The following is a 22643-nucleotide window of genomic DNA, read 5'->3' as shown; positions in this document are numbered from 1 at the left end:
TGTTGGGAATGGTTATCTGGCTACCTTGCCTTTCCGCAGCTCCAGTTCAGCCTGACGATATTCCATCACCTGGTTAAAGCCGTAGTTCACACGACGTATCAGAAAATTCTCAAAAATTTTGTCAAAGGCAGCTTCATCCTTCGCTGTAATCAGTTCTGGCAGCACTTCTTCCCAATTCTGAGAAATGCGTGACCAGGCTAACGCTATGTCGGAATCCCCTACAGGATCTAGTCCCTTATAGATGCCGCTGTCCAGATCGGCCTGTTGGTTGGCGAACTCCTCCATTTGCTTAATGGATGGGGTATTCTCTGGTCTCCACTTGTTAACGAAAGCAGGGTTTCGCAGCATCCAGTAGGTATCCATAATGCCATATTCCTTTTCCAGCCGCTCCCGATCCGTGTCATGCAACTGAACCATTGCCGCCGTCAACTGCGGTTTGCCGTTCTTCATCGCCCAGGTTTCACCTTCTTTGCCCAAAAATAAATCCCTTTGGCCTTCTTCGCTGGCCAGATAGGTCAAAAATCGGATCGCTCGTTCAGGGTTTTCCGTGGATCTGCTAATCATCGTAACCATCCAGCCATCCATACTGCCGGGAAACAGTTTGGCGGATTCTCCCCTGCTGCTCCGGGGTCCATCTACAGCAATATAGTATGAACTCTGATTCGTAAGGACTTCCAATTTCGAATTGAGGTCAGATATGTCTGTCCATTCCCGAATCATCATAAAATATTGGGCATGGTTGGTTTTTTCCTGCACCTGTGCACTGGAGTCGACCAGAAAATCAACATTAATGATGCCCCGCTCGTAAGCGATACGAAATGTTTTCAGCCACTCAATATAATCGGGATCTGTCATTCGGTCGTATACTTTACCGTTCTGTTCATGGGGGATCGCAAGCAGATTTTGCAAATATTCGGTCATTCCATAGGATGCATTCCCCTGTGCCCAAAATGGACTGATCAGCTTGCCTTTATAAACAGAATATTGATTCTTCAGCAATTGCAATGCATTTAGAAAACCTTTCGGTGTGGTGAGGTCCGGTTTGCCCATCGACTCATACAGATCTTTACGTACGAGAAAGGTTTGGTTCGCTCCCGTCAAGCCAGTTGAACGCATCTGTTCGGGACTGTACGCATCATTGGGAATGACATAGGTATGGCCGTCTTCCTGCCGATACCATTGTAGAGCACCATCACCCGCTACCTTATAAAAGTAAGGATCATACTTGTTGGCTAGCTCATCCAGGGCATAGATGAGATTACTCTCCCGAAGTTTGTTAACCGCACTCTCCCAGGAGCCGATGGTTATCAAATCCGGCAGACTACCGGTCGTCAACATCCGTGATAACATCTCGCTTGGTTCACCAGTTGATACTTCGAATTCGATATTGACCCCTGTTTTTTGGGTGACATATTTGGAAGTCAGGCTCTCACCCCAAGTGTGCCCGTACCATTCGGCTCCAACGAACCACTTTAGATCCACGGGAGTGGTATCCAGCTTCCATGCCGGTTCTTCCAGGTTCAGATTAAGGCTCTGTATCTGCTCCGTGAAGTCAGTCTTTGTCGAAGCACCCCTATCTTCCGATTGCTCTGACTCAGAACAAGCAGTCAAGCCTGACATCAGACACATCATCAGCAAGGCTACAATAAAAGGATTTCGAAACATGAACACCCGAGCGCCTCCTTTCTATACTGGCCATCTCCTTCCCCATCTGCACCAGCATTCATACTAGTGGTGGTACAACCGATTTTACTATCCTTGGATTAAAATGGAAATGGTTTGGTGGTCGAATATTTCAGATACCTTGTCAATCAAATCCGTGTGGTTCAATGGTTCGCAAAAACTAGGCTAAAACTAGTAGATTATATCTTCCTAATTGTAAAATCACTAAGAAGAGGGAGTGCAAAATGCAGTCCCTCTTCGACTTTAATCTATTTATCCAATTCCTATTTTTTTTAGGAACGATGCCCAGATCAATGTTCCTCATTAAATATTCTAGATAGTTCATAATTAACGAGTTTTTTGTTGCCATTCCACACTCGCCACATAAGTTTTGTGATGATATTTTATGCTTTTGGAATTGCCCCTATCTGTTGAAGCAAGCCAAGCATATCGGGTTGAGCATACTCTTCAATAATTTGGCCATTAGAGATCCGATAAAAATTCATTGCATTTACTTCAATTTTCTTTCCCGTTGGTGGAAACCCGAGAAACTCTCCGTCTTGTGTGCCCTTCATGACAAAATGAGCTGCTACTAGATCCTCTTCTGCTACCAGCTCCTTAACAGTCCATTGTATATCGGAAAAACCAGATCTCATCATATGAATTATGGAGAGATAACCACTTGGACCATTCATTGGTTCTTTTTGCGTAGGTACATAAAAAACAGCATCTGGAGCAATCAATTCTTCAGCAAGTTCTTTGCTTGCCGTATTAATGAAGTTCGTGAAACGATACATCAATTGTTTGTTTTCTGTAATCGTCATAGTTAAACCCCTTTCTATTTTCGTGAGCATATACCCTCACTTAAATTTTATCTCTACTTTAGATAATTGGTAAGTAGGCACCTTAATGTTGCATAGGAACCTTTTTGTAACTATTATTTTATCTTTAGGTTGCAGAGAAGTTATCATTCTTCTCTAAAATGCAATACAATTGCAATATCTATGAGATACGCCATCATGGAATATATTTTAATTATTTCGTTAATATCCATTTTTGTCGATCAAGTGATGGATTAAGTTCACTTAGGAAGAGTTCGGTCCCATCTTCCGATACTTCTAATGCTTTTTGATGATAAGCTGAAGTAATATGAACTGATCCGTCTTTGTTCTCGTGAAGGACCCAACGCTGGTTATTGTACCCTAAGTAATGATATAGCTGAAGTTTGTTTTGCCCTATATCCAGATCAAGCGTCTGACCGGCCGTAGTACGAATCGAATACGATCCTGCTTCGTCGCCTGTCGGAACAAATACCCACTTCTGCACGGAAGTTGCACTTGCATCCTGCAAGGTAACGTGCTCTCCGTCGACAAGGTTCACTGTATAAATGGATTTCTGTGTTGCGACATTTACAAGGCTTGACTTGGTGATGTTTGCAGGTTCACCGTTGCTCACATTGACGTTCTGATAAGATGCGGAGCCGCCAAATACATGAAGTCCAAAGTGGCCTTCTGCAAAAGTACCATCCATGATATCTATGACTTTTTGACTGTCCACGTGAACGACAATATGGGGACCATTCGCTTCTATTTTCACCTTATACGTTTGACCTGGCTGAATGAAAGTGGGTACTTTTGCAAGAACCTGCCGTTCTTCAAAACCTCCATTGATTTTATAGAACAGACGGATTGCCTTCATGTTAGGGTCTAGATTCAGATAATAACCACTGCGACCATCCTCGCTAGCCCTGAACAAAATAGAACCTGCGCCTCCTGTTTCACCAAGCATTATGTCTGCTTCATACGTAAAATTCCCAGCCTTCTCTTTGGCAATATAATTCGCATCGCTAAAATATTTACCACGAATTCCATGTTCACTAACTAACCATGAAGCAGCAGACAGATCTTTAGTCCATCCACTCAGGTTTGTCCGGAACTCGCCGCCTATGACTTTAACGAGCGCACTAGTGGAAGTTTTACCATTCGGAGTAGATACAGTGATCGTGGACTCCCCTTCTTTTTTCGCCTTAATAACTGCGTGTGAATTGTCTACCAAGTCTATGGCTATTACGTCGTTATTACTGGAATTCCACTTAAGCGGTTGAACGCCTAAACCCGGTCCATACTCGACCATCGCCTGCAGTGTATCTGACTCGCTTACCCCCAGTTCCCGAACCCTCGTATCCATCTTTATTTGAGCTTTTGAAGGAATGTCCTCATTCCAGACAGATTGAAGTTGATGCACTTTCAAGGAAACAACGTTCACATTCCCACCTTTCACGTAAAAACTCATCGCTCTACTGGCGGGATCCGGAAATATAACATCTGAAAAGACGACTTTGCCGTTGTTACCAAAGGCTTCAACAGAAGACTCATCCACAAGAATACGCATCTTGATCCGATTATTCTCCATTTGCGTAGCCGCTTCATGTTTCTTACTGAAAAGGTTAGAAAAATCCGTTTCACCGGATGCAGTTCGATCCACAAACATACGACTATCGTTTGCCTTATAACCCACGACCGTCTTCTGATTTGCACCCTCACGAATGTTAAAGCCAAACTCGGTCACTGTGCTGGTTTCAGGGATTTCAATTTCAGCTTCAATTTCGTAAGCACCTGAAATAATACCTTTTAGCAGATTCCCGGAAGAAGGGCTCACCGACTTGTTAGAAGCAGCATACAAAGGTTTACGCAGTGATTCCAATTCTTTGATTGGACTTTGCACCATCCGAATTCCATCTTTGGTCGTTACCAATGATACTTCTCTCGGAATGGTTAGTTCACCTTTCCAATTGGACGTTGGGAAAGCAAACGGATAGTCCCAATTCGTCATCCACGCCATCATCACTGTGCGATGATCAGGCATGTTAGCGAAAGACATCGAAGCGTAAAATTCTTTACCAAAATCTGTTCTTAACACCTTACCCGCCGGATTATCGTTCACGAATTTACCATCAGCTGTTAAATGACCGATAAAATACTCGGCATCTGATCCGCCTGTTTTGGGATTCGCTCCTGTACTGATCATCATAACCCACTTCTTCTGTGACGTTCCGTCTACCGGAAGCTGGAACAAATCAGGACATTCCCATACTCCACCGCGGACGTAATCCCCATATCCCCAATTATCTGTCAATTTCCAGTCAAGTAAATTCGTTGACGTATAGAAACGAATATGATCTCCTCCGGACACAACCATAACCCATCGGTTATTCTCATCATCACGGATCACTTTCGGATCGCGGAAATCCCAATTCCCAACTTCATTTCCGCTCTTACCTGGGTTCTCGATCACAATCGGGTGTTCCTTCGAATACTCCCAAGTACGACCTTGGTCTTTACTGTAAGCCAGACCTATACGCTGGTTTCCATTCGGGCTATCCGGATTAAAGGAAGTATAATATGCAATAAGGCCCTTGCCTCCTGAATCTCCGAATAAACCAGATGCATTTGTCATATCCGCAACAGCCGACCCAGACCAGACATGTCCGTTATCATTCCAGGGAAGTGCAATCGGAAGCCGTTTCCAGTTCAGCATATCTGTACTTACAGCATGCGCCCATGTTCCTCCATCCTGATGGAAGACATGATATTCTCCTTCGAAGTAGACAAGTCCATTCGGATCACTCGCTGAACCACGTATTGGCGTGTAGTGATATTGTGGACGATATATCTCATTGTAATATTGGCTCAGTTCCGTCACATAAGTATCCTGGAAGTAAGCCGTCCCCTTTTTCACGACGATTCCAGTACTTCCACTCCTGTAGGTTGAATCTTTTACGTCAATCGCGGCCGTAGTGTATCCGTCCAGAAAGACCTGAATTTGATCTCCCTTTGCCTTGATTTCCACATGATGTTTGGCTCCCATCTGACTCGGATAAGTACGTTGCGAACTTGCAATTACTACTCCTTTTGTATTCGTCAAACTTACACGGACCTGATCTCCTTCCTTCGTAAGAGTAGCTTCATATCCTTCCGCTCCATCGGTTGAAGTTCGAAATGCGAGAGCTGCAATAGAATCAGGACGAAGGGTAATATTCCCTTCATAGACCATATCAGCCGCCTCTTTATTATAGATTTGCTGTGTTTTTCTCTCCTGTTCTACCAACCCTTTTTTGCCGCCGATATCAGGCTGCCATTTTCCCTTGCTAGAAAGCACTATACCCAAATTACCTTTCAGATCGCTCACCACGATGTTCGAAAACAAGGCGGATCCATCCCATACATGGAGTCCAAGCTTTCCGCTTTGATACGAAATGTCCTGAACATCAATCAATGGTTTATATTGATTGCCCCAATATACTTTTAGCAAGGAACCCACTGCCTCCACTTTAAGATGATAGATCTGGCCCATTTCAACAGAAACTTCACGCTCCTCCTTTAATCTCCCATCTCCATTCCTTGCATCTCTTAACCGAATCAGACCTGCTTCCGGAACGATTTGCAGCATGTACGAGCTAAAGCCATCCTCATTAGAACGAAACAACAATGTTGCGTCTGCCTTCGTATCCCTGATCATGACATCAGCTTCATAGATAAAGTCATCGGACACCGTCTCTGAGAGGGCCATTACATTTTCTTTAGGCTGCGAAGTTAGCAAGATTCCTTCTGAAGTATCCTCTAATCCCCCTTTTCCTTTCACTTGCCAGCCTATCAAATTGGTATTTGATTTGGATGCGCTTTCAAAAATGTCGAGCTCCTCCTTTGCTTGTTTATTTGTTTCCTGATCAGCGGGCATAGCACTAGCCGCAATTGATTTAGATGTAAAAATACCGTTTGAAGTCAGAGCTAATCCCGTTGCCATCAGAAGACATATTGCGAATCTAGATTTATCGTTCATTCCTTACCCTCTTTTCTAATGGAATTATAAAAGGTGTCTAAAAATGCATTCCTTCTTAACAAAATAATCCACTCGTTTTCATTTGTCAAAGTTTTTTTGGGTAAATGAACATTATTATATATATTTATATCTATTTAAGTTTACATTTGCACATTTTATGGCTGATTAATTGAAAAAATCAACTTTTATTTAAGTTGATCTAATCATTCCTTTATTATTTTCAAACCAAATAATTACAAATGTAAATTAAAGATGGTTGTTGAAAAGCGCTAATTTAATTTATCCTGCCATCCCGGCGAGCCTGTATTAGCCCCCATTCACAAGTAAATCTTCATGGATGCCAGGCAAGTTGATATGGTCACTGTCAATGCCTTCACAAATCGTGCAATGCGCACCCCAGCCGTACTTCCTGCAAAAAGTCAGTATCACAATATTTACATTTTTTTCTGCTTTAACAGCCTCATCAAACATGATGCGGTCTTGTCCAGAAACTCGAATCCGACAGCTTAGACTACATCTGTATCCGTGCACTTGGCTTGAATTTGGTTGCTAACAAGAGTGTGACTTTTATCTCGGCATGGGAGCTCCCTCATGATAATATTTAGATAATTACCTAGTTCGAAATGACATAATGTTCTTGTCCTCGGTTTGGGACAAGAACTTGGTTCCTTAAAACAAAAAAGCCGCTATAATAGCGACTTTGAATGGAACAATTTTTCTATCCTTCCTCCACAAGGATTAACGATTAACAATATGTACCATGTCGTACTGGATAATCTTCAGCATTATGCACCTTTCTCATTTTATGAGATCGTTCTGCTCGTCACGCTCATCGTTGCCGCGGTTTCGATTCCTTTTGCCAAGAACAGGCTGTCGGCAGTCATTATGACCGGAGCGGTTGGTTACATCGTAACCCTGCAGTTTGTACTCTTTTGGGCGCCGGATCCCTGTCTAGTTCTGATTTTCAAGTAAAATAACTCTAATTTTTCTGAACTCACTAAGACATAGCATTTATATTCAGTTTTTTGAGATTATTTTATCTCAAAGCCTCGTCAAATGTCTGCTCAATTTGGTCGGCCTCTTCCGATACAGCGAATAGAATCAATCTCCCTGTTCTCTTTAAAACATGCTTCTGAGTAAGATAGTATTCCTCCGGTCGGTAATCTCGAAATTTATCCAATTGTGCATCGATCCTTTGCTCTATCCTTGCTAGCACAAAGTCTAAATTTTTCTCTTCCCTGACTTTGATGATCAACAATTCATCGGCTTTGACATTGGACACTGCTGTAAACAGAAGATAATCCTCCACACTTTCTGCATCTATTTGATATAATCTGTCCAACCGGTTCAAGTCCCCTTTTTTCATATCATCAAGGTTCACTGCTTGCCCAATATATTCTCCTACTTCGATAGCCGAGAGTTTTTTGGTTTCTTCACCATTACTTGTCGTACAGCCAGTAATTGTTCCAATCACAATAGAAAAAACAAGTATAACGGGCAAAATCATCGAAGGTTTATTCATGGACCATCTCTCCCTTCTTTCTCAATCCGCAATATTCAAAATAAATGGATCGTCAAAGAACGTTTGAATGTTATACAACATTAACATCTCATCATACTGACGGTCTTGAGCCAGTTCTGTCAGTGACTCATCATAATATCGAAGATCAATGACATCAATTTCAGTGAAATGATTGGTCAAGAAAGGAATGAAACTGTTAGCATATGAGTCTTTGACCACAAGCAGCTTCTTTCCGCCCTCATGCTTTGACGTAATTCGAACCAGTGCATGGTTTCCATCCATAAACACGGTGTATTTATCCTTCTTATCTAAATTATCGAGCTTGTACAACGATTTCGTGATGATGTTTTCCTCTACGTACTCCACCTTCATCTCAGTACCAGCTTTGGGCACAAATAGATCGATACGGTCAGGCTGCACATGGCGGTAACCGCTCTTTGAATAAAGTGATCCGTAGAAAACATCTGTCACCTGCCGGATCTCGAACTCTTCTTTTGCTTGCGGAACAAACCTCATTTGAATACACCAAGCCTGATAAGCGTAGTAAGCACCTTGGGTCGTCCAATGGTGATCTGTTTTATAGTAAATCGAGTCCTCTCGCTTTTCGTTTAGCGCAGCATACACATCAATAAAGTGAATACCCGGTTCCATTCGTTCAATCCATTTCCGAGCCTTATTCAATTCGGAATGTTCACCGTCAACTGGAGCAAATACAGGTAGCTTATCCTGATAGAGTGTGGCTGCGGTCGGAGCCAGCATAATGGATTTACGCAACTCTGGCATTGCCTTATGGAACGCATGAATAGCAGTAAAACGATCCTTCACATCCGCATCCACCGGTGACCGAAATGATTGAATAAGATGCCCCTCCGAGCCCAGATATACCCCATTGCTCTCCCTTTTACCTAGTACGCGATCTGTATCGGTCTTAATCCCTATCCAGTAATCCCGCATAGCGAACTGATCTATTACATATTTCTCATAATCTATCGTGAACGCCCCGGAGATGAACGACTGCAGAGAAAAAAATGGCCTTCTTTCCAGCACCCGGTTTTCCGATTCCGAAAGTGTTTTGTCAGGCGTTACCACATTCAATATAACGATGACCCCGATATACAACAACATCGATAGGCCTGTAATAGAGTAAACCCTCTTATCATATTTAGACATATCGATCCTCCACTCAAAAACGAAAATACAAGAACGGATTGTAAGATTCGTCAACCAAATAAGAGGTTGCCAAGACTAATCCGACCATATAACAAGCAGCAACAATTACACTGGTGTGCTTCCAGCGTGCCTCTGCAAGTTCGATCAACTTTCGTGCAAACGGTGTTGCACAAATAATTAATAGTATGAACAATCCACCATACGTCCTTAAGTTATAAAGCGCTTGGGTATCCATCCAATCATGTCCTCCAAACCCAAACATCGCGGCAATGAACGCTAATCCGGATGACATATGCTCATATTCGAATAAAACCCATCCTACAATTACAATCATCAACGTGTAAGGCCGACTAATCCATCTCGGCCAGCGTGCCATCTGCTCCAGCAGAAAAAGCTTCTCCATCGTTATGATAAATCCGAAATACAATCCCCATATGATAAAATTCCAGCTTGCTCCATGCCACAGACCAGTTAAAAACCAAACGACGAATAGATTTCTAAGCTGTTTGCGTAACCCATGACGGTTACCGCCAAGCGGAATATACACATATTCACGAAACCAGAATCCGAGTGTTATATGCCACCTACGCCAAAATTCAGTCACGCTAGTTGATATATAAGGGTGCCTAAAATTTATTGGCAGATCGAAACCAAACATTTTGCCAAGCCCACGCGCCATATCCGAATACCCGCTGAAGTCAAAATATATCTGTAAGGTGAATGCCAGGATGCCGAGCCATGCGGAAAGAACAGTCAATTCCTCAAGCGGTGTAGATTTCACACTCGACCATAGCATACCGATATTGTTGGCGAGCAATACCTTTTTAGCGAGTCCTCGAATGAACAACAATGTCCCTTCACCGAACTTCTCCAGTGAGATAGTACGGGAAACAAGTTGACTTGCAATATCCCCATACTTGACGATCGGCCCAGCGACGAGCTGTGGGAACATGGCGACATACGTGCCAAAAGCAATCATATTGCACTGTGGCGACACCTTACCAAGATAGACATCCGCCACATAAGACATTGTCTGAAATGTATAGAACGAGATACCAATAGGTAATGGTAGATCTGGAACTTGCATTTGCATGCCGAAACACTCATTGATAGTCTGAACGAGAAATCCAACATACTTAAAGAAGCCTAGAATGGCCACATTGCCGCAGATGGAGGCGATGAATATCGCTCGAGCTAACCACTTATGATGTCTGTACTTGACTACTAAAAGTCCATTCACATAATCGAAGATGGTGGAAAAGATCATCAGGATGATATACACCGGTTCTCCCCATGCGTAGAAGATTAGACTCATGGCAAACAGAATGGTATTTTTTAATTTCTTCGGTGACACAAAATAAATGAACAGAGCGGCGGGCAAGAAATGGAATAGAAAGATCAGACTACTAAATACCAATGCTTTTCTCCTCTCACCATTATTCTTAACGCCTTACCGCCCATCGGACTCCTCCTGCAAAAATGTTAGAAGCAAAGGATAGAACTCCGCTTGGAAGTGAATCCCGTCTGTATCGTATAACTCGAAATGTTCGTCAAATAGTGGCGACAGATCAATATAGCCAACTTGTTTCTCAGCAGCCAATGCTTCCAGCCTTTTGTTATATTCCGTAATAAACCTATACTTGGGATTAGCTTTTTCAGCTTCCGCTGTCACTGGAGTAACGGATAACAGCGTTATTTCAGTATCTGGAATTTGTGCTTTAATTTCCTCTAACAGTTTCGCATAGTACGATAATGAATAGGAAAGTGGATCGTCAGTCGGCCACAGAATATCCGTTGATCCCAAATGAATATAAATATGCTCTGGCTTCCGAGTTACAACTTCATCCACATCCCCTGTCTCGAGCGCGATTTGGGCTGTTTTTCCAGCCCCAGCAACAATTTGTTCCTCACTCAACGCTTCATGGTATAACAGCCCTTCCGTAATTGAATCCCCAAGGAATATAGATGTATTATAAATTTCCTTGTAGGAAGTTGTTTCAGATACTGGGAGATTTTCAGACACCTTGTCGGTAATCTTCGTTTGTTCATTGTTACTGCTGCCGCACGCGGTCATCATGAATACCATTATCGCGATGATTATTATTCCTAATTGTTTTTTCCTCATTTGCATCATTCCTCCATTTATTCTTTATGTCTTGCTAGAACAAGATTAATGGACGAAGATCAAGATAAGATGCAGAAGAGATGCAGATCACGTATAAATCAAAAAAAGGCGCAGAACCGAAGTTCTACACCTTCTTATTTTTCATCAATTCAAAATAAAACATAACGCCATCCTCCGTATTCATCACACCATAACGAACATCATGCAGTTCGAGAATCTGTCTAGAGATTGCAAGGCCAAGTCCAGTTCCCCCAGTCGATCGATGACGGGAATGTTCGCCGCGATAAAATCGATCCCAAATCTTCTCCATCTGCTCTGTCGGAATCTGGGTTCCTTTATTCTCGATATTAATGTTGACCACGTCTTCACCATCAACCATTGTCACTATAATTTTATGCTGCTCTGGTGTGTAGCGTATGGCATTCATCATAAAATTGACGAGCACCTGCTCGATCCGACTCCGATTGGCGATAACTTCTACTGGGATTAGTCGAGTTTGAAGATGAAGTTTTTTTTCTGCAATGTCCGGGGCAAGCTTCACGCAAACGCGTTCTAAAACTTCATCAATGCGCAGCGGCTTCATCGATAGCTTATATGTGCCTGACTCATATCTAGCCAATTCCAACATATCTCCTACTAGTATATTCATCCCCTTCACTTCGTCTTCCATTGAGTTGAAATAGTACTCCCTCTTTGTGGTATCAGGCTTATCTTTCAGAATGTAAAGACAGCTTTCCAGTACACTCAGCGGCGTTTTCAGCTCATGCGACACGCCAGCTATGAATTGTTTGCGTGTTTCCTCCATCCGTTTTTCCTTTTCGATGTCTTGCTCAAGGTGTTTGATATGGTCGTTCAGCATATCCGACAACTGGTTGATGTTTTGCGACAGGTTTCCAATTTCGTCCTTTGTCTTTATAGGAATCTTCTCTGAGAAATCAAGTTTGGCCATTTTTTGTGTCATCTTGTCTATTTGAAGCAAAGGAGCGGCGATAAGGCGGGAAAAGTACAAGGATGCAAGTATTACAAGCAACAAAGCTCCAATTAAAATGAAGATGTAATAATTCTGCATGATATTCATAGCTTCATTGACTGGCTGTAGCGAAGTCATAGCAATCAGATAAGCAGGATTCCCCGACTGATCAGTGATGCGCTCCAAGAATATCTTATACTCAATCCCATTCTCTTTATAATCCGTGACTCGTTTTTCCTCTTCTCCATCGTCTCCATACAGGAGATCAGCCTGAAAATCGTTTATCCTATCAATGAATAGACGGTTCGTATAGCGTGATGCATGGTCACCCTGTGGGAGGTGAATCTTCTTCACAGTTCCATATGCTAGCACACTGGGATAATGTTCAAAATATTCTGTTGGATCCGTAAATTTTTGAGAGACTTCATATTCTTTGGTGACTAACCTTCTATTCTCCAAGCGATTTTCCTCACGAAGACTTGAGGCACTTCGACTGATCCGCTGAGGATATATTTTACCTTCGACCATAATCCCTTCAAGTGCGAGCTGCTTCCCCTCATGCAAATAATCAGGGAATAATACATTATCTACAGCTGCCCTCTCCACATCCATCATTGTGTACAAGGGAATCGTAACGAATTCCTCGGAGAGAGCTTCGGAAGTACTCGAAGGCTCCAACTGAATCTGCATCTCATAATCGTCCGCATATTTGAAATATCCTTTTTCATCCAAAACAGCCATCCAGGCATTCGTTTCTGCGTAAATCTCCTGTTCCTTTATCCTCGCAGTATCCGTATCTACGACATCGATTAGTCCGCTTTGTTGAAAAGATTGAAGAGCCTCTTCCACCTTTTCAACCTTCTGATGCACATAAAATTGCTTGAAGAATAAGGTTTGCCCGAGAAAAATGCCTATGATAATTAGAAAACATAATCCCATTGTCATTAAGAAAAGCTTAAATACAATACTCTTGCTCATGGTCTTTCCTCGAACTTATATCCCGAACGCACTACCGTAACGATATGCTTTGCATGCTCACCCAGCTTAGCCCGTAGATTACGCATATGGCTATTGAGCGTTCGCTCTTCTCCATCGTAATCGTAGCCCCAGATTTTTGTAATGAGATTCTCGCGCGTAAGGATGATACCCTTGTTCTCCATTAAATAGGTTAAAATTTCGAATTCGGTATGCGTCAGACTCAGATTATCGGCTCTTATGGAGACAGTTCTCGATGACAAGTGAATCTCGATCTCCCCGCCAGACAATACATCTTTGGATCCATACAGCCGCCGATTGTCGAGTAGTCGCTTGCAACGGGCAAGCAATATGGGAGGACTGCACGGCTTGATGACATAATCGTCTGCCCCAAGTTCAAATCCAAGAAGCGTATCGTCCTCATCCGAACGGGCGGTCAACATTAGAATCGGGACGTTCGATACTTTGCGTATACGCCTGCATACCGACCAACCGTCCAATTCAGGTAGCATAATATCTAGAATCACTAGATCCACTTCATGCTCCTCGAAAATCTGTACCGCCTGTCGTCCATCACCAGCCTCCAGTACTTCATATCCTTCGTCAATCAAATATTCTTTGGAAATCTCCCGCAATACCTGCTGATCTTCCACTATAAGGATTCTTTTAGTCATGTCTATCACCTCTTATCATTTCATTTTCTCCAAGTTGTTTAATTAACACAAATGTTACCATGGGTAGGAAGGCACTACAATCTGCAGGCCCCCGCATGTTTTCTCCAGTTTACTAGATCATCCACTATATCTTCTAACATTATGTTTTCATCAACTGGAGATCACCTGGATGAACTACACTCCCTGCAGCTCTGGCCAAAACTTCACCTTCGCCGAGTTTAGAGTCAAAATTCGTAAACTCCGCCTCAAGAACCTCCTCTTGAAGATGATGTGTAGCCCTTGAGCGTGTCCTACTATATCCTCATTGTAAACTTACTTTAATTTTTTTGCAGAATTACACTAGTAACATGCCATCTCTTAATCTTCAACATTAGAAATGGATACTTGTTTTTTAAAGAATTCCCTATATGTCATTGGTTTTCGGCCAATTAATCGTTCAAGATCCCCGGACGTATCCGAGAATTCTCAGCGGAATAACTATTAGATATATGCCTAATGGAAAAGCAGTAAAAAGCAATTCGGATTAAATCCGAATTGCTTTTTCTTTGGCATCTCTGAAATATAGGTAACTGCTTTTGATGATATCGCATCATTCACATACTTTTCCACCTAAGGCCGACGGATGTTAGCCTTGACGGCCTCTCGGATCGGTGTGGACCCGGAATTGAGTTATCGAGAATTTGTTGTCGGATGCGAGGTTCGTGGAGCAACTCAGCGAGAGTTTCAGCGACATCAGCGTAAGCTATCTGGTCGTGGAACTCGGCTGGTCCGAGTGAAACAAAGCCCTTTCCAGGAATGTCGACAAGCAATGACGGACGAAGAATCAGCCAATCTAGATCGTTACGGCTAAGTGCGATATCTGCTTTCTTCTTCACGGTAAAGTAATTAACGGTTTCATTGCGCTCTATCGTTAACCAATTCTGTTCACATATTGATAATAAAATCCGCTTGCAATTTGCATCGCATTTTTAATCTGAATTTAGATAAATAAAGGTCAACGGCGATACACTGTTATTCTTAGGACAATTATAAGGAATGCCAAAAACATAAAGATTACGCCGCTCCAAGTCACGCTCGAGATTCCTATTTGAGAGATGAAAACCCCACCAACCGTGCTGCCAACGGTAATGCCCAGATTTGAAAAAGAGAGGTTAAGCCCGCTGGAAATGTCAGGTGCTTCTAATATAGATGATGAAATCCAATGTTGTGAAATATTTAATCCTATTGAAAAGAGGGCTCCCCACACCAGGATAAGAATGATTATCGGAATGGTTAGATCACTCATGAAATAGATCAGTACATAGACAACTCCAAGAGCTAACGGAAACAGGAGTGCGGTTTTTGCCGAATTGCTGCTCAGCCACTTTCCTGCCAGATAGTTTCCTCCGATTCCAGTTACACCAAAGAGTAACAACATAATACTAATTGAGTCATTGGACATATGGGTTACTTTTGATAAATATTCCGTAAAGAAGCTGAAAACAGAATATATTCCTGAAAGGATTAGAGTGACGGTCACGACGCTAATCCAAAGTATAGGTTTTTTTAATACACGCAACTGTTTACCATAGGAAATCTTCAGAGTCACGGGCATAGACGGTACGAAAAAGAGAATGGCCAAAAAAGATATAATATTAATTACTGTAAAGAACGCCATGGCCATATCAACAGATAATGTATTCGAAATATAGGATGATATTGGAATTCCAACAATCATACCTGCTGTTAGCCCCATAAATAGTTTAGAAACTGCTTTTGGCACTTGATCTTTACTTACTAACGTCCCTACAGTCAGTATGGCTGCCGACATATACACCGGTTGGAAAAAGGCAGGTATGACCCGAGTGATAAGGAGCACAGTAAACGAAGAAGCAAAGATTGAAATGACAGTAGATAGAATAAACAACCCAAAAACAATCAGCATTACGCTCTTTCAATTATATTTTGAAAGGACTAGTGGAAGAAAAAGTCCAGCAATAGCGACGCCAAGGGCAAACATACTAACCAGTAGACCTGCCTGAGAGAGAGAAATGTCGAATTTATTAGCCATTTGCGGCAAAATCCCGATAATACCTATCTCATTATTAATTATCCCGAATACCCCTAAAGCAAGGACGAAAATAATAGATGATTTTTTTTTGACATAATGCATAAACAACTCCTTGATAATGGTTCTTAAATTTTGTTTAGCTTTAAGTAACTTTTTATATCGTCTTGATGGTTACTCCGATTACAAATGTGAGGTTTTATTTCGATTTGCGCTTACAAAGGGTTGTTCAAAATATTAAAATGAGTCAATTCAATCGCTCCTTATATTTTCTTTATAGACGTAATTTTGTCTTATAATTATTAATTTGAAAAGTAGGCACTATTTTGTTCTATAGAAACATGCAAGTGCTGTACAGTTCTTTTTTTGGTCGAGATAATTTGCTTTTACCGATATTAAAATGTCTCTTTGGTAGTAAGTCCGAATTGTACTATTTAAAATTAATGAGCCTAAATAATAGGAACATCATTGTTCCTACTTTTAAATTCATTAATTTATTCTTTATCATCTAACCACAGGCAAAAAAACGGACGAATGAATTTCGAACCTTAATACCAGAAATAACGCAAAGAATGTTAACCAAACAATTAAGAGAACTGGAAAGAGATAAAATAATTAACCGTCACATGTACAATGAAATACCCCTCCGGGTAGAATATGAGCTTACCGAATATGGTTGGAGTTTAAAATCCAGGTTAGACAACTTCTGTTTATGGGGTGATAATCATATAGAGCATATCCATGGAAATAAAGATCTGCTTGAACAATGGGAAGGTTGAACCTAGGAAGATCGGGATGAAACTGGGGAGATTAAGCATCCCCATAAAAACTATTGATATATTTAGCGATTTCCGCTCTCGTCTTTACTAAAGATAAATTTGGAACTTGATATATTCCTTCAGTAATTTTTCCAGTTCTGAAAAAGCATCGACTCGATGTAGCTTTGGTCGATTATAGTTGGCGACATTGGGTGCTCCCCATGGAACCGAATCTTCTACCCAACTGAGTTGAAATATCTTGATTATAATCCCTTTCTCTCCCCTTACATATTGCAATCCCAGGCAACACCTGAAACGGGAGAATGAGTTGCTAAATAAGTGCTTAGTAACCTGGAAGGAGGAAGCAAACAAGAGAGATTTCAGATCATGGAAAAAGTAGCGGCATACGGTGATATCCAGAATCTCTGCCATGTGTTTGGCGTGTCCGGAAGTGCTGAAGTTACCCCGTATAGATTCGTATGATTTTGTCTGAATTATAAATGATTTATAAGTATTTGACATTGCATCCTCTAAATTCGAAGTTAAAATTTAAAAGTTGCTTTTTTTTGGAAAGGTCGTCCCCAATCCGTTTAAAATGACGACAATCTTCTTCTTCCACATAAAATAGAAAATGGAGAGAGTTTTGAGGATTACCGGGGACGTTGGACTGAGAAGCATTTTTTGACTTTCTTTTTGTTCTATATAATACACCACCATCCCAGGTGGATCTTCTTTGACTTCGTAATTTCCTCCTGTTGTATTGATTATTCAAATTCTTGAAGTGAACCCCCCTATTTCACTTTCAGGATAAGATAATCATTTTATATGGTTTAATATGCCAATCCAAAAAATGAGACAAAAAATACCGACCTTTCAACTTCAAAGGTCGGTTTACCCAATAGGGAGAAGAAAACAATGGTTATAACTGTATTATATCCACCCTATGCCGTTATATACCGTATTCCGCTCTAACTCTATGTTTATCTTTTCATATCAGTGATATCAACACTCATATGTTCAGTGAGCATTAAGGTTACATCCACTTTCACTTTGCTCCACAATAGTGTCATTTTATGAAGGTAACCTCTTACCGAATAATCTACCGTTAAGCTCAGCTCAGATCTCTTTTCATCTATGATTTTTATATGATGTTCCTTTAAATTTTGCTTTGATTTGTACATCTCTAAAGCAATTTTCTTTTGAGTACCGTCCAAGTAGTCAACATATACAGATTTCATTTTAAAGTTTGAAGCGTATATTTTGTGCTTATCTACCTCCAGAGCACCTAAAAGATAAGGGAACTCTACCACCCTCTTTACGAGTGAAAGTTCCTCAGAAGTCTGTCTCACCGTACACACCTCCTTCTTCAAACTTTACAGCGATCAATTGATCAAAATCGACCCATTCAAATCCATTATCCATTTCAATACCGATACCTCTGTCAGTCTCATTTCTATGGCTTTCATCTTTAATTCTACCGGATAACTCACTCTGGTTGCCATTACAAGAACACCTTCAAGATGATCTCCCTATCTTACGATAAGGTTTCATTCTCTTGAAGGTGTGTTATTCCTAATGATTAAATCTTCAATTAAGTAAGTACGGTCATCGCCTCTCTTGTGAATGGAACCAGATCATCAGTACGTCCTTCTTGAATTTTCTTAGCCCATTCAGGGTCGACTAGAAGAGCACGGCCTACAGCAACCAGATCAAACTCATCATTCTGAAGTCGTTGTACCAATCCCTCGATACCAACGTTACTTGCACCTTTACCTTCTGTGAACAGACTTGTAAAGTCACCATCAAGACCAATCGATCCAACAGTGATTGTCGGTTTGCCAGTCAGTTTTTTGGTCCATCCAGCAAAATTCAGATCAGCCCCTTCGAATTCCGGCTCCCAGAAACGGCGTGTGGAACAGTGGAAGATATCGACGCCAGCTTGAACCAACGGTGTGAGAAGCTGCTCCAGTAATTCCGGTGTTTCCGCCAATTTAGCCTGATAATCATCTGTCTTCCACTGAGATAAACGCAGTACAATAGGGAATTCCGATCCCACTACTTTACGGCAAGCCTCAATCACTTCAACTGCAAAACGTGTGCGAGCCATCATATCTCCACCGTAACGATCCGTACGAGAGTTGGTTTTCTCATACAGGAATTGGTCGATCAGATAGCCGTGTGCTCCATGGATTTCAACACCATCGAACCCAACGCGTTTCGCTTCTGAGGCTGCTTGAGCGAATTCCTGAACGATTGTAGCAATCTCAGCTTCCGAGTAATCATTAACATGACCTTTGGCTCCCATATGCCAGATCTGTGGAATAATTCGACCGCCAGCTTCATGTACTTCAGATACAACATGTGCCCAACCATTCATTGCAGCTTCGCCATAAAAGTGCGGCACATTGGCTTGATTGGATGCATCCGGATGATTAATTATTGTCCCTTCCGTCACAATAAGCCCCACTGCGTTCTCTGCTCTGCGGCGGTAATAGCCCGCAACATTCGAACCCGGGATACCGTCCGGAGAAAATTGACGCGTCATTGGCGCCATCACGATCCGATTGGATAACTTCAAGTGACCTAATTCTATAGGTTGGAACAATGCTTCTACGGATTGAGAATAATTCATAATAACCTCCACATATTTCGTTTTATATAAATTGACCTAGGAGATGTTAAACAGCAACCAGCCTGGTTAACAACTAGATGTTACTTCCAAATGAATCAATACACGATCTTTATCGAAAAGCCCCACCTCCTTCAAGGTTTCGTGGTGTATTAATCCGCCTTCATTTATTCTTGACTTCGTAGTCAAGAATTTCACAAAAAAAAGATCAAGACATGATCATGCCAAATGAAGTACGCAGAACCGTCTCGATCTGTTCACGGGATGAACCAGATTTCTCCATAACTCTCACACCAAGGATGGTGTTATTTAGATAAGATGCAAGCTCTAAACTCGTATACCGGTTGGAAATTAACTGTTGTTTCTGGCCACTACGTATGATCTTCTCTAATACCAGTTGAATCTCTTCTGCCATGAGCTCAGCTTCGCGTGTGACCTGCTCGTCATCTGTTCCGAATTCGAGTGATGCATTCACAATTAGACACCCTTGGCAGCCAGTTTCATCGTCTAGAAGGGAATATCGTAAGGCATCCAGTTTATCACCGGGAGACGAATCCAAGGCTTCAATCTCTTTCAATTTCGCTATAACCTGTTCACGGTAAAGTGCCAGCGCCTGCAGGAACAACGATCGCTTGTCTTTAAAAACACAGTACAAACTTTGCTTTTTGACTCCTGTAGTACGCGTAAGGTCCTCATAAGAAGTTGCTTTGAAGCCTTGATTCCAGAATACTTCCATAGACTGGTGTAATACACGATCGACATCAAATTCTCTTGGTCTGCTCATGGGATTAATGTATCAGTTATTGACCACACAGTCAATAACTGATCATTTTACATCCTATTTGAAAGAGGATGGTCACAATGGATAAACATAAACGGTAATTTCCTACAGGTCCATTGTATGCGGTCTAACTCTTCCGGTAAGCAACCTTGTGAAAAGCATTGATATAACGAAACAGTGCTTCACCATCATCAGGCACATGCGTACTTGTATCCAGTGGCAGCATCATTGCCTGATACGGCTCTGGCACCATTCTATATTGATGGACATAGGAGGTTAGGATGAACCCGTTGCGTTGCCAGAACTGAATGCGTTCCTGATGAGCCTCCGTTGTCCCGAACTCCGCCTCGATAATCATACCTTTGATCCGGTGTTCTCTTAACGCCCAGGCTCTGAGCTGTTCCAGCATCCAGGTCCCTATGCCTAACCCACGCAGCTTCTGTTCAACCGCGAGGTAATCGATGATCAGGATGCGCTCCGCAACCTTCCCCTCCAGTCCAGTAACAGCCATCGCAACCACTTCTCCACGATGCACGCCCATGTGTAAATAACCAATCTTCCGGTCCAACATACTGCGCAGAATCGCTTTTGTCTTAGCGCCGCTTTGAAAAGCCTCATGATAGATTCGCTCCATCCGCGCCCACAATGCTTCATCCCACTCTTCTATAGTAGTAAACTCTAATTCCAGCATCTCATTCGCCTCCAGCTTTAATTCAGATTTATCGTGATTCAAGACATGTAAGAGATATTCCTTCCGGTTTAATGGATAATGATCGTATCTTGTGCATGAAGGCACTTCACCATCGAAGGGCTGATAGCCATAAAATTTGGGCGGATCCGACCTCTTTTTTCTGCGATCGTACTTCCTTTGACGAATTCTGCGATTCTGAAGACTGTATCATGTCTTTAATCTTAAATGTTTTTATCGTTCGCATACCTGGCGTATATTCACAAAATTCATCTACCCTGCCCATTAACGTAATGAAAGCTGCTGGTCCAACACAGGCAGCTTCATTTTCGTCGTTTATTCAATTATAATTTCTACGTTAGCGTAATAAAGCATTAACTTTTAATATCTTCTTTAGCCTTTTGTCTATATCGAATTATGGAAAGAGGTAAATTAACTACTCCAAGAATAAAAGAAGAGCCAATAGATATCCATTGAGATATTGAAGGATAATTCGGTTTTCCGTCTCCTACAGGTCCTATTTTGGGTTGGTGGCTATCCCACAAAACATATAAGAGACCAACAGCAGGTAACAATATGCAAATTACACTTGCAACTATATGTAACACATACTTGTTCAATCCTACCCCTCCATTTATTGTATTCCTGCCCCTTAGTTTAACAAAGATTTTTCTCCTTTCAGATATTTCCTAAAATAGTTTTTAATAACTGATGGGAAATTTTCTGCTAAGGATTGTTGTTCATTGGGATTTAGAGAATGGAATGCGAAAGTCCTAATGATTGACCAAATAAAAAATGCTTCTAATAATTCGAAATAATTTTCTTGTAGTTGAATTACTTTGCTATACGATGAAATAAATACTTTCCGATTCTCAGATGAAAGGTGCATCAATGTTTCAGCCATATCAAATAAATAAACCATAGCCGCAATTCGAAAAATCTATAGGTCGAGGAGTATCCTCATAAAAAATAGTTACTCTCATGAAGGTCAGAATGAATAATTCCCCAGTTACTGGGCAACCGTTTATGATTTTGTATCACATTTGCTATTTTATGTGCTGACTCTTCCACATGAATAAACACTTCACTTGAGATAGGCTCTAAATTTACTAATTGTTTTAATTGATGAAGTGATGAATATAAATGATCAGAATTGTATATTGGTCTATTAAAGCCTTCAGGTGCATTCCACAGCATAGAATGTTTATGTATATCCGCCATTAAGATAGCCAAATTTTTAGTTTCATTACTTGTTGGCTCTCTTTTGAGCACGTTTCCATGAATCCAATGATGAATAGTCACCATGATTGTATTTTCGCTATGATCAGTTGATATTTCTGTTACCAGATCACCTTGAAGATTTCTGACAGGTACAGGTACGACGAGATTTGTATCTCTAACCAAAGCTTCAAGCCAAATAAGCTCTGATGTGATATTACCTTTTGATTGAATAGAAATCGTTGAAATATGGATTTTGACAAGAAACTTTTGATTATCATTGTTGGTCTGAACTTGAAATGTAACATTATCACTCTTTCCGAGATACACAAGTTTTTCCCAAATGATTGGGTATTGACGTAAAGCTTCTTTCGCCACCTTGGCATAATCTTCTTCAGAAAGCATAGTACCCACTCCAGTTAATGTGATTTTTTAACTTCACAATTTTACCAAGTAGACATTATTTTCTGGTGATAAAAGTTGATTATAACTAAACTTTACTGCTCAGTAATCGAATAAGGCCGCCGATCCTTTTGATCGGCGGCCTCCTTTGGTTTTATGAAACTATTGTTTCCCGTGAGTTTA

At 41.4% G+C, this 22643-nt stretch carries 20 protein-coding genes; 2 read left to right on the top strand and 18 right to left on the bottom strand.

Going from position 1 to position 22643, the window contains the following annotated elements:
* Positions 1 to 12: 12 nt before the first annotated feature.
* From QVE09_RS03200 to QVE09_RS03190, 3 genes are all read right to left on the bottom strand, one after another.
* Complete coding sequence (locus tag QVE09_RS03200; protein WP_315936084.1) at positions 13 to 1665, bottom strand: extracellular solute-binding protein; 1653 nt, start codon at positions 1663 to 1665, stop codon at positions 13 to 15.
* Positions 1666 to 2066: 401 nt separating this feature from the next.
* Positions 2067 to 2486 (bottom strand): ester cyclase, encoded by a 420-nt coding sequence (locus QVE09_RS03195; protein ID WP_315935649.1) that lies wholly within the window; start codon positions 2484 to 2486, stop codon positions 2067 to 2069.
* A 211-nt stretch (positions 2487 to 2697) separates the two neighbouring features.
* Positions 2698 to 6501 carry a GH32 C-terminal domain-containing protein gene (locus tag QVE09_RS03190; RefSeq protein ID WP_315935648.1) on the bottom strand — a complete coding sequence of 1268 codons (3804 nt, stop codon included), beginning with the start codon at positions 6499 to 6501 and terminating at the stop codon, positions 2698 to 2700.
* A gap of 753 nt (positions 6502 to 7254) precedes the next feature.
* Here QVE09_RS03190 and QVE09_RS03185 point away from each other — a divergent pair.
* Positions 7255 to 7473, top strand: coding sequence for a hydrogenase subunit MbhD domain-containing protein (locus QVE09_RS03185; RefSeq protein WP_315935647.1), 219 nt, complete (start codon positions 7255 to 7257; stop codon positions 7471 to 7473).
* 64 nt (positions 7474 to 7537) lie between these two features.
* On the opposite strand, the gene QVE09_RS03180 is transcribed toward QVE09_RS03185, so the two are convergent.
* The 9 genes from QVE09_RS03180 to QVE09_RS03140 form a co-directional block, all read right to left on the bottom strand.
* Complete coding sequence (locus QVE09_RS03180) at positions 7538 to 8023, bottom strand: DUF4358 domain-containing protein (protein ID WP_315935646.1); 486 nt, start codon at positions 8021 to 8023, stop codon at positions 7538 to 7540.
* A 21-nt stretch (positions 8024 to 8044) separates the two neighbouring features.
* Complete coding sequence (locus QVE09_RS03175; protein ID WP_315935645.1) at positions 8045 to 9193, bottom strand: DHHW family protein; 1149 nt, start codon at positions 9191 to 9193, stop codon at positions 8045 to 8047.
* 13 nt (positions 9194 to 9206) lie between these two features.
* Entirely contained in the window at positions 9207 to 10610 is a 1404-nt protein-coding gene (locus QVE09_RS03170; RefSeq protein ID WP_315935644.1) for an MBOAT family O-acyltransferase, read from the bottom strand.
* Positions 10611 to 10643: 33 nt separating this feature from the next.
* The gene (locus QVE09_RS03165; protein ID WP_315935643.1) at positions 10644 to 11318 is read right to left on the bottom strand and encodes a GDSL-type esterase/lipase family protein; all 675 of its coding nucleotides are present in this window, start codon (positions 11316 to 11318) and stop codon (positions 10644 to 10646) included.
* 124 nt (positions 11319 to 11442) lie between these two features.
* Positions 11443 to 13266: a sensor histidine kinase gene (locus QVE09_RS03160; RefSeq protein ID WP_315935642.1), complete on the bottom strand. Its 1824-nt coding sequence runs from the start codon at positions 13264 to 13266 to the stop codon at positions 11443 to 11445.
* Positions 13263 to 13937, bottom strand: a complete 675-nt coding sequence (locus tag QVE09_RS03155) for a response regulator transcription factor (protein ID WP_315935641.1) — start codon at positions 13935 to 13937, stop codon at positions 13263 to 13265. Before QVE09_RS03155 ends, QVE09_RS03160 begins: the two co-directional genes overlap by 4 nt.
* A gap of 593 nt (positions 13938 to 14530) precedes the next feature.
* The gene (locus QVE09_RS31485) at positions 14531 to 14812 is read right to left on the bottom strand and encodes an NAD(P)H-binding protein (protein WP_397386993.1); all 282 of its coding nucleotides are present in this window, start codon (positions 14810 to 14812) and stop codon (positions 14531 to 14533) included.
* Between the two features lie 119 nt (positions 14813 to 14931).
* The gene (locus QVE09_RS03145; RefSeq protein ID WP_315935639.1) at positions 14932 to 15861 is read right to left on the bottom strand and encodes an MFS transporter; all 930 of its coding nucleotides are present in this window, start codon (positions 15859 to 15861) and stop codon (positions 14932 to 14934) included.
* A 9-nt stretch (positions 15862 to 15870) separates the two neighbouring features.
* On the bottom strand, positions 15871 to 16089 hold the full coding sequence (locus QVE09_RS03140; RefSeq protein ID WP_315935638.1) for a hypothetical protein: 219 nt from the start codon (positions 16087 to 16089) through the stop codon (positions 15871 to 15873).
* A 467-nt stretch (positions 16090 to 16556) separates the two neighbouring features.
* Between QVE09_RS03140 and QVE09_RS03135 the strand changes: the two genes are divergently transcribed.
* Entirely contained in the window at positions 16557 to 16763 is a 207-nt protein-coding gene (locus QVE09_RS03135) for a winged helix-turn-helix transcriptional regulator (RefSeq protein ID WP_397386992.1), read from the top strand.
* Between the two features lie 959 nt (positions 16764 to 17722).
* Here QVE09_RS03135 and QVE09_RS03130 read toward each other — a convergent pair.
* The 6 genes from QVE09_RS03130 to QVE09_RS03105 all read right to left on the bottom strand — a co-directional run bounded on the left by QVE09_RS03130 (position 17723) and on the right by QVE09_RS03105 (position 22463).
* Positions 17723 to 18091: a YhjD family protein gene (locus QVE09_RS03130; protein WP_315935637.1), complete on the bottom strand. Its 369-nt coding sequence runs from the start codon at positions 18089 to 18091 to the stop codon at positions 17723 to 17725.
* 242 nt (positions 18092 to 18333) lie between these two features.
* Positions 18334 to 19374 carry an NADH:flavin oxidoreductase gene (locus tag QVE09_RS03125; RefSeq protein WP_315935636.1) on the bottom strand — a complete coding sequence of 347 codons (1041 nt, stop codon included), beginning with the start codon at positions 19372 to 19374 and terminating at the stop codon, positions 18334 to 18336.
* A 205-nt stretch (positions 19375 to 19579) separates the two neighbouring features.
* Positions 19580 to 20155 (bottom strand): TetR/AcrR family transcriptional regulator, encoded by a 576-nt coding sequence (locus QVE09_RS03120; RefSeq protein WP_315935635.1) that lies wholly within the window; start codon positions 20153 to 20155, stop codon positions 19580 to 19582.
* 124 nt (positions 20156 to 20279) lie between these two features.
* Positions 20280 to 20843 carry a GNAT family N-acetyltransferase gene (locus QVE09_RS03115; RefSeq protein WP_315935634.1) on the bottom strand — a complete coding sequence of 188 codons (564 nt, stop codon included), beginning with the start codon at positions 20841 to 20843 and terminating at the stop codon, positions 20280 to 20282.
* 371 nt (positions 20844 to 21214) lie between these two features.
* Positions 21215 to 21460, bottom strand: coding sequence for a hypothetical protein (locus QVE09_RS03110; RefSeq protein WP_091021024.1), 246 nt, complete (start codon positions 21458 to 21460; stop codon positions 21215 to 21217).
* 340 nt (positions 21461 to 21800) lie between these two features.
* A complete protein-coding gene (locus tag QVE09_RS03105) occupies positions 21801 to 22463 on the bottom strand; it encodes a phosphotransferase (RefSeq protein WP_315935633.1) in 663 nt (220 codons plus the stop codon).
* Positions 22464 to 22643 lie beyond the last annotated feature (180 nt).

The sequence above is a fragment of the Paenibacillus sp. ClWae2A genome, from assembly GCF_032452295.1.
In the GTDB taxonomy this organism is placed as follows: Bacteria; Bacillota; Bacilli; order Paenibacillales; family Paenibacillaceae; genus Paenibacillus.
This window is presented reverse-complemented; position numbering and strand designations above follow the sequence as displayed.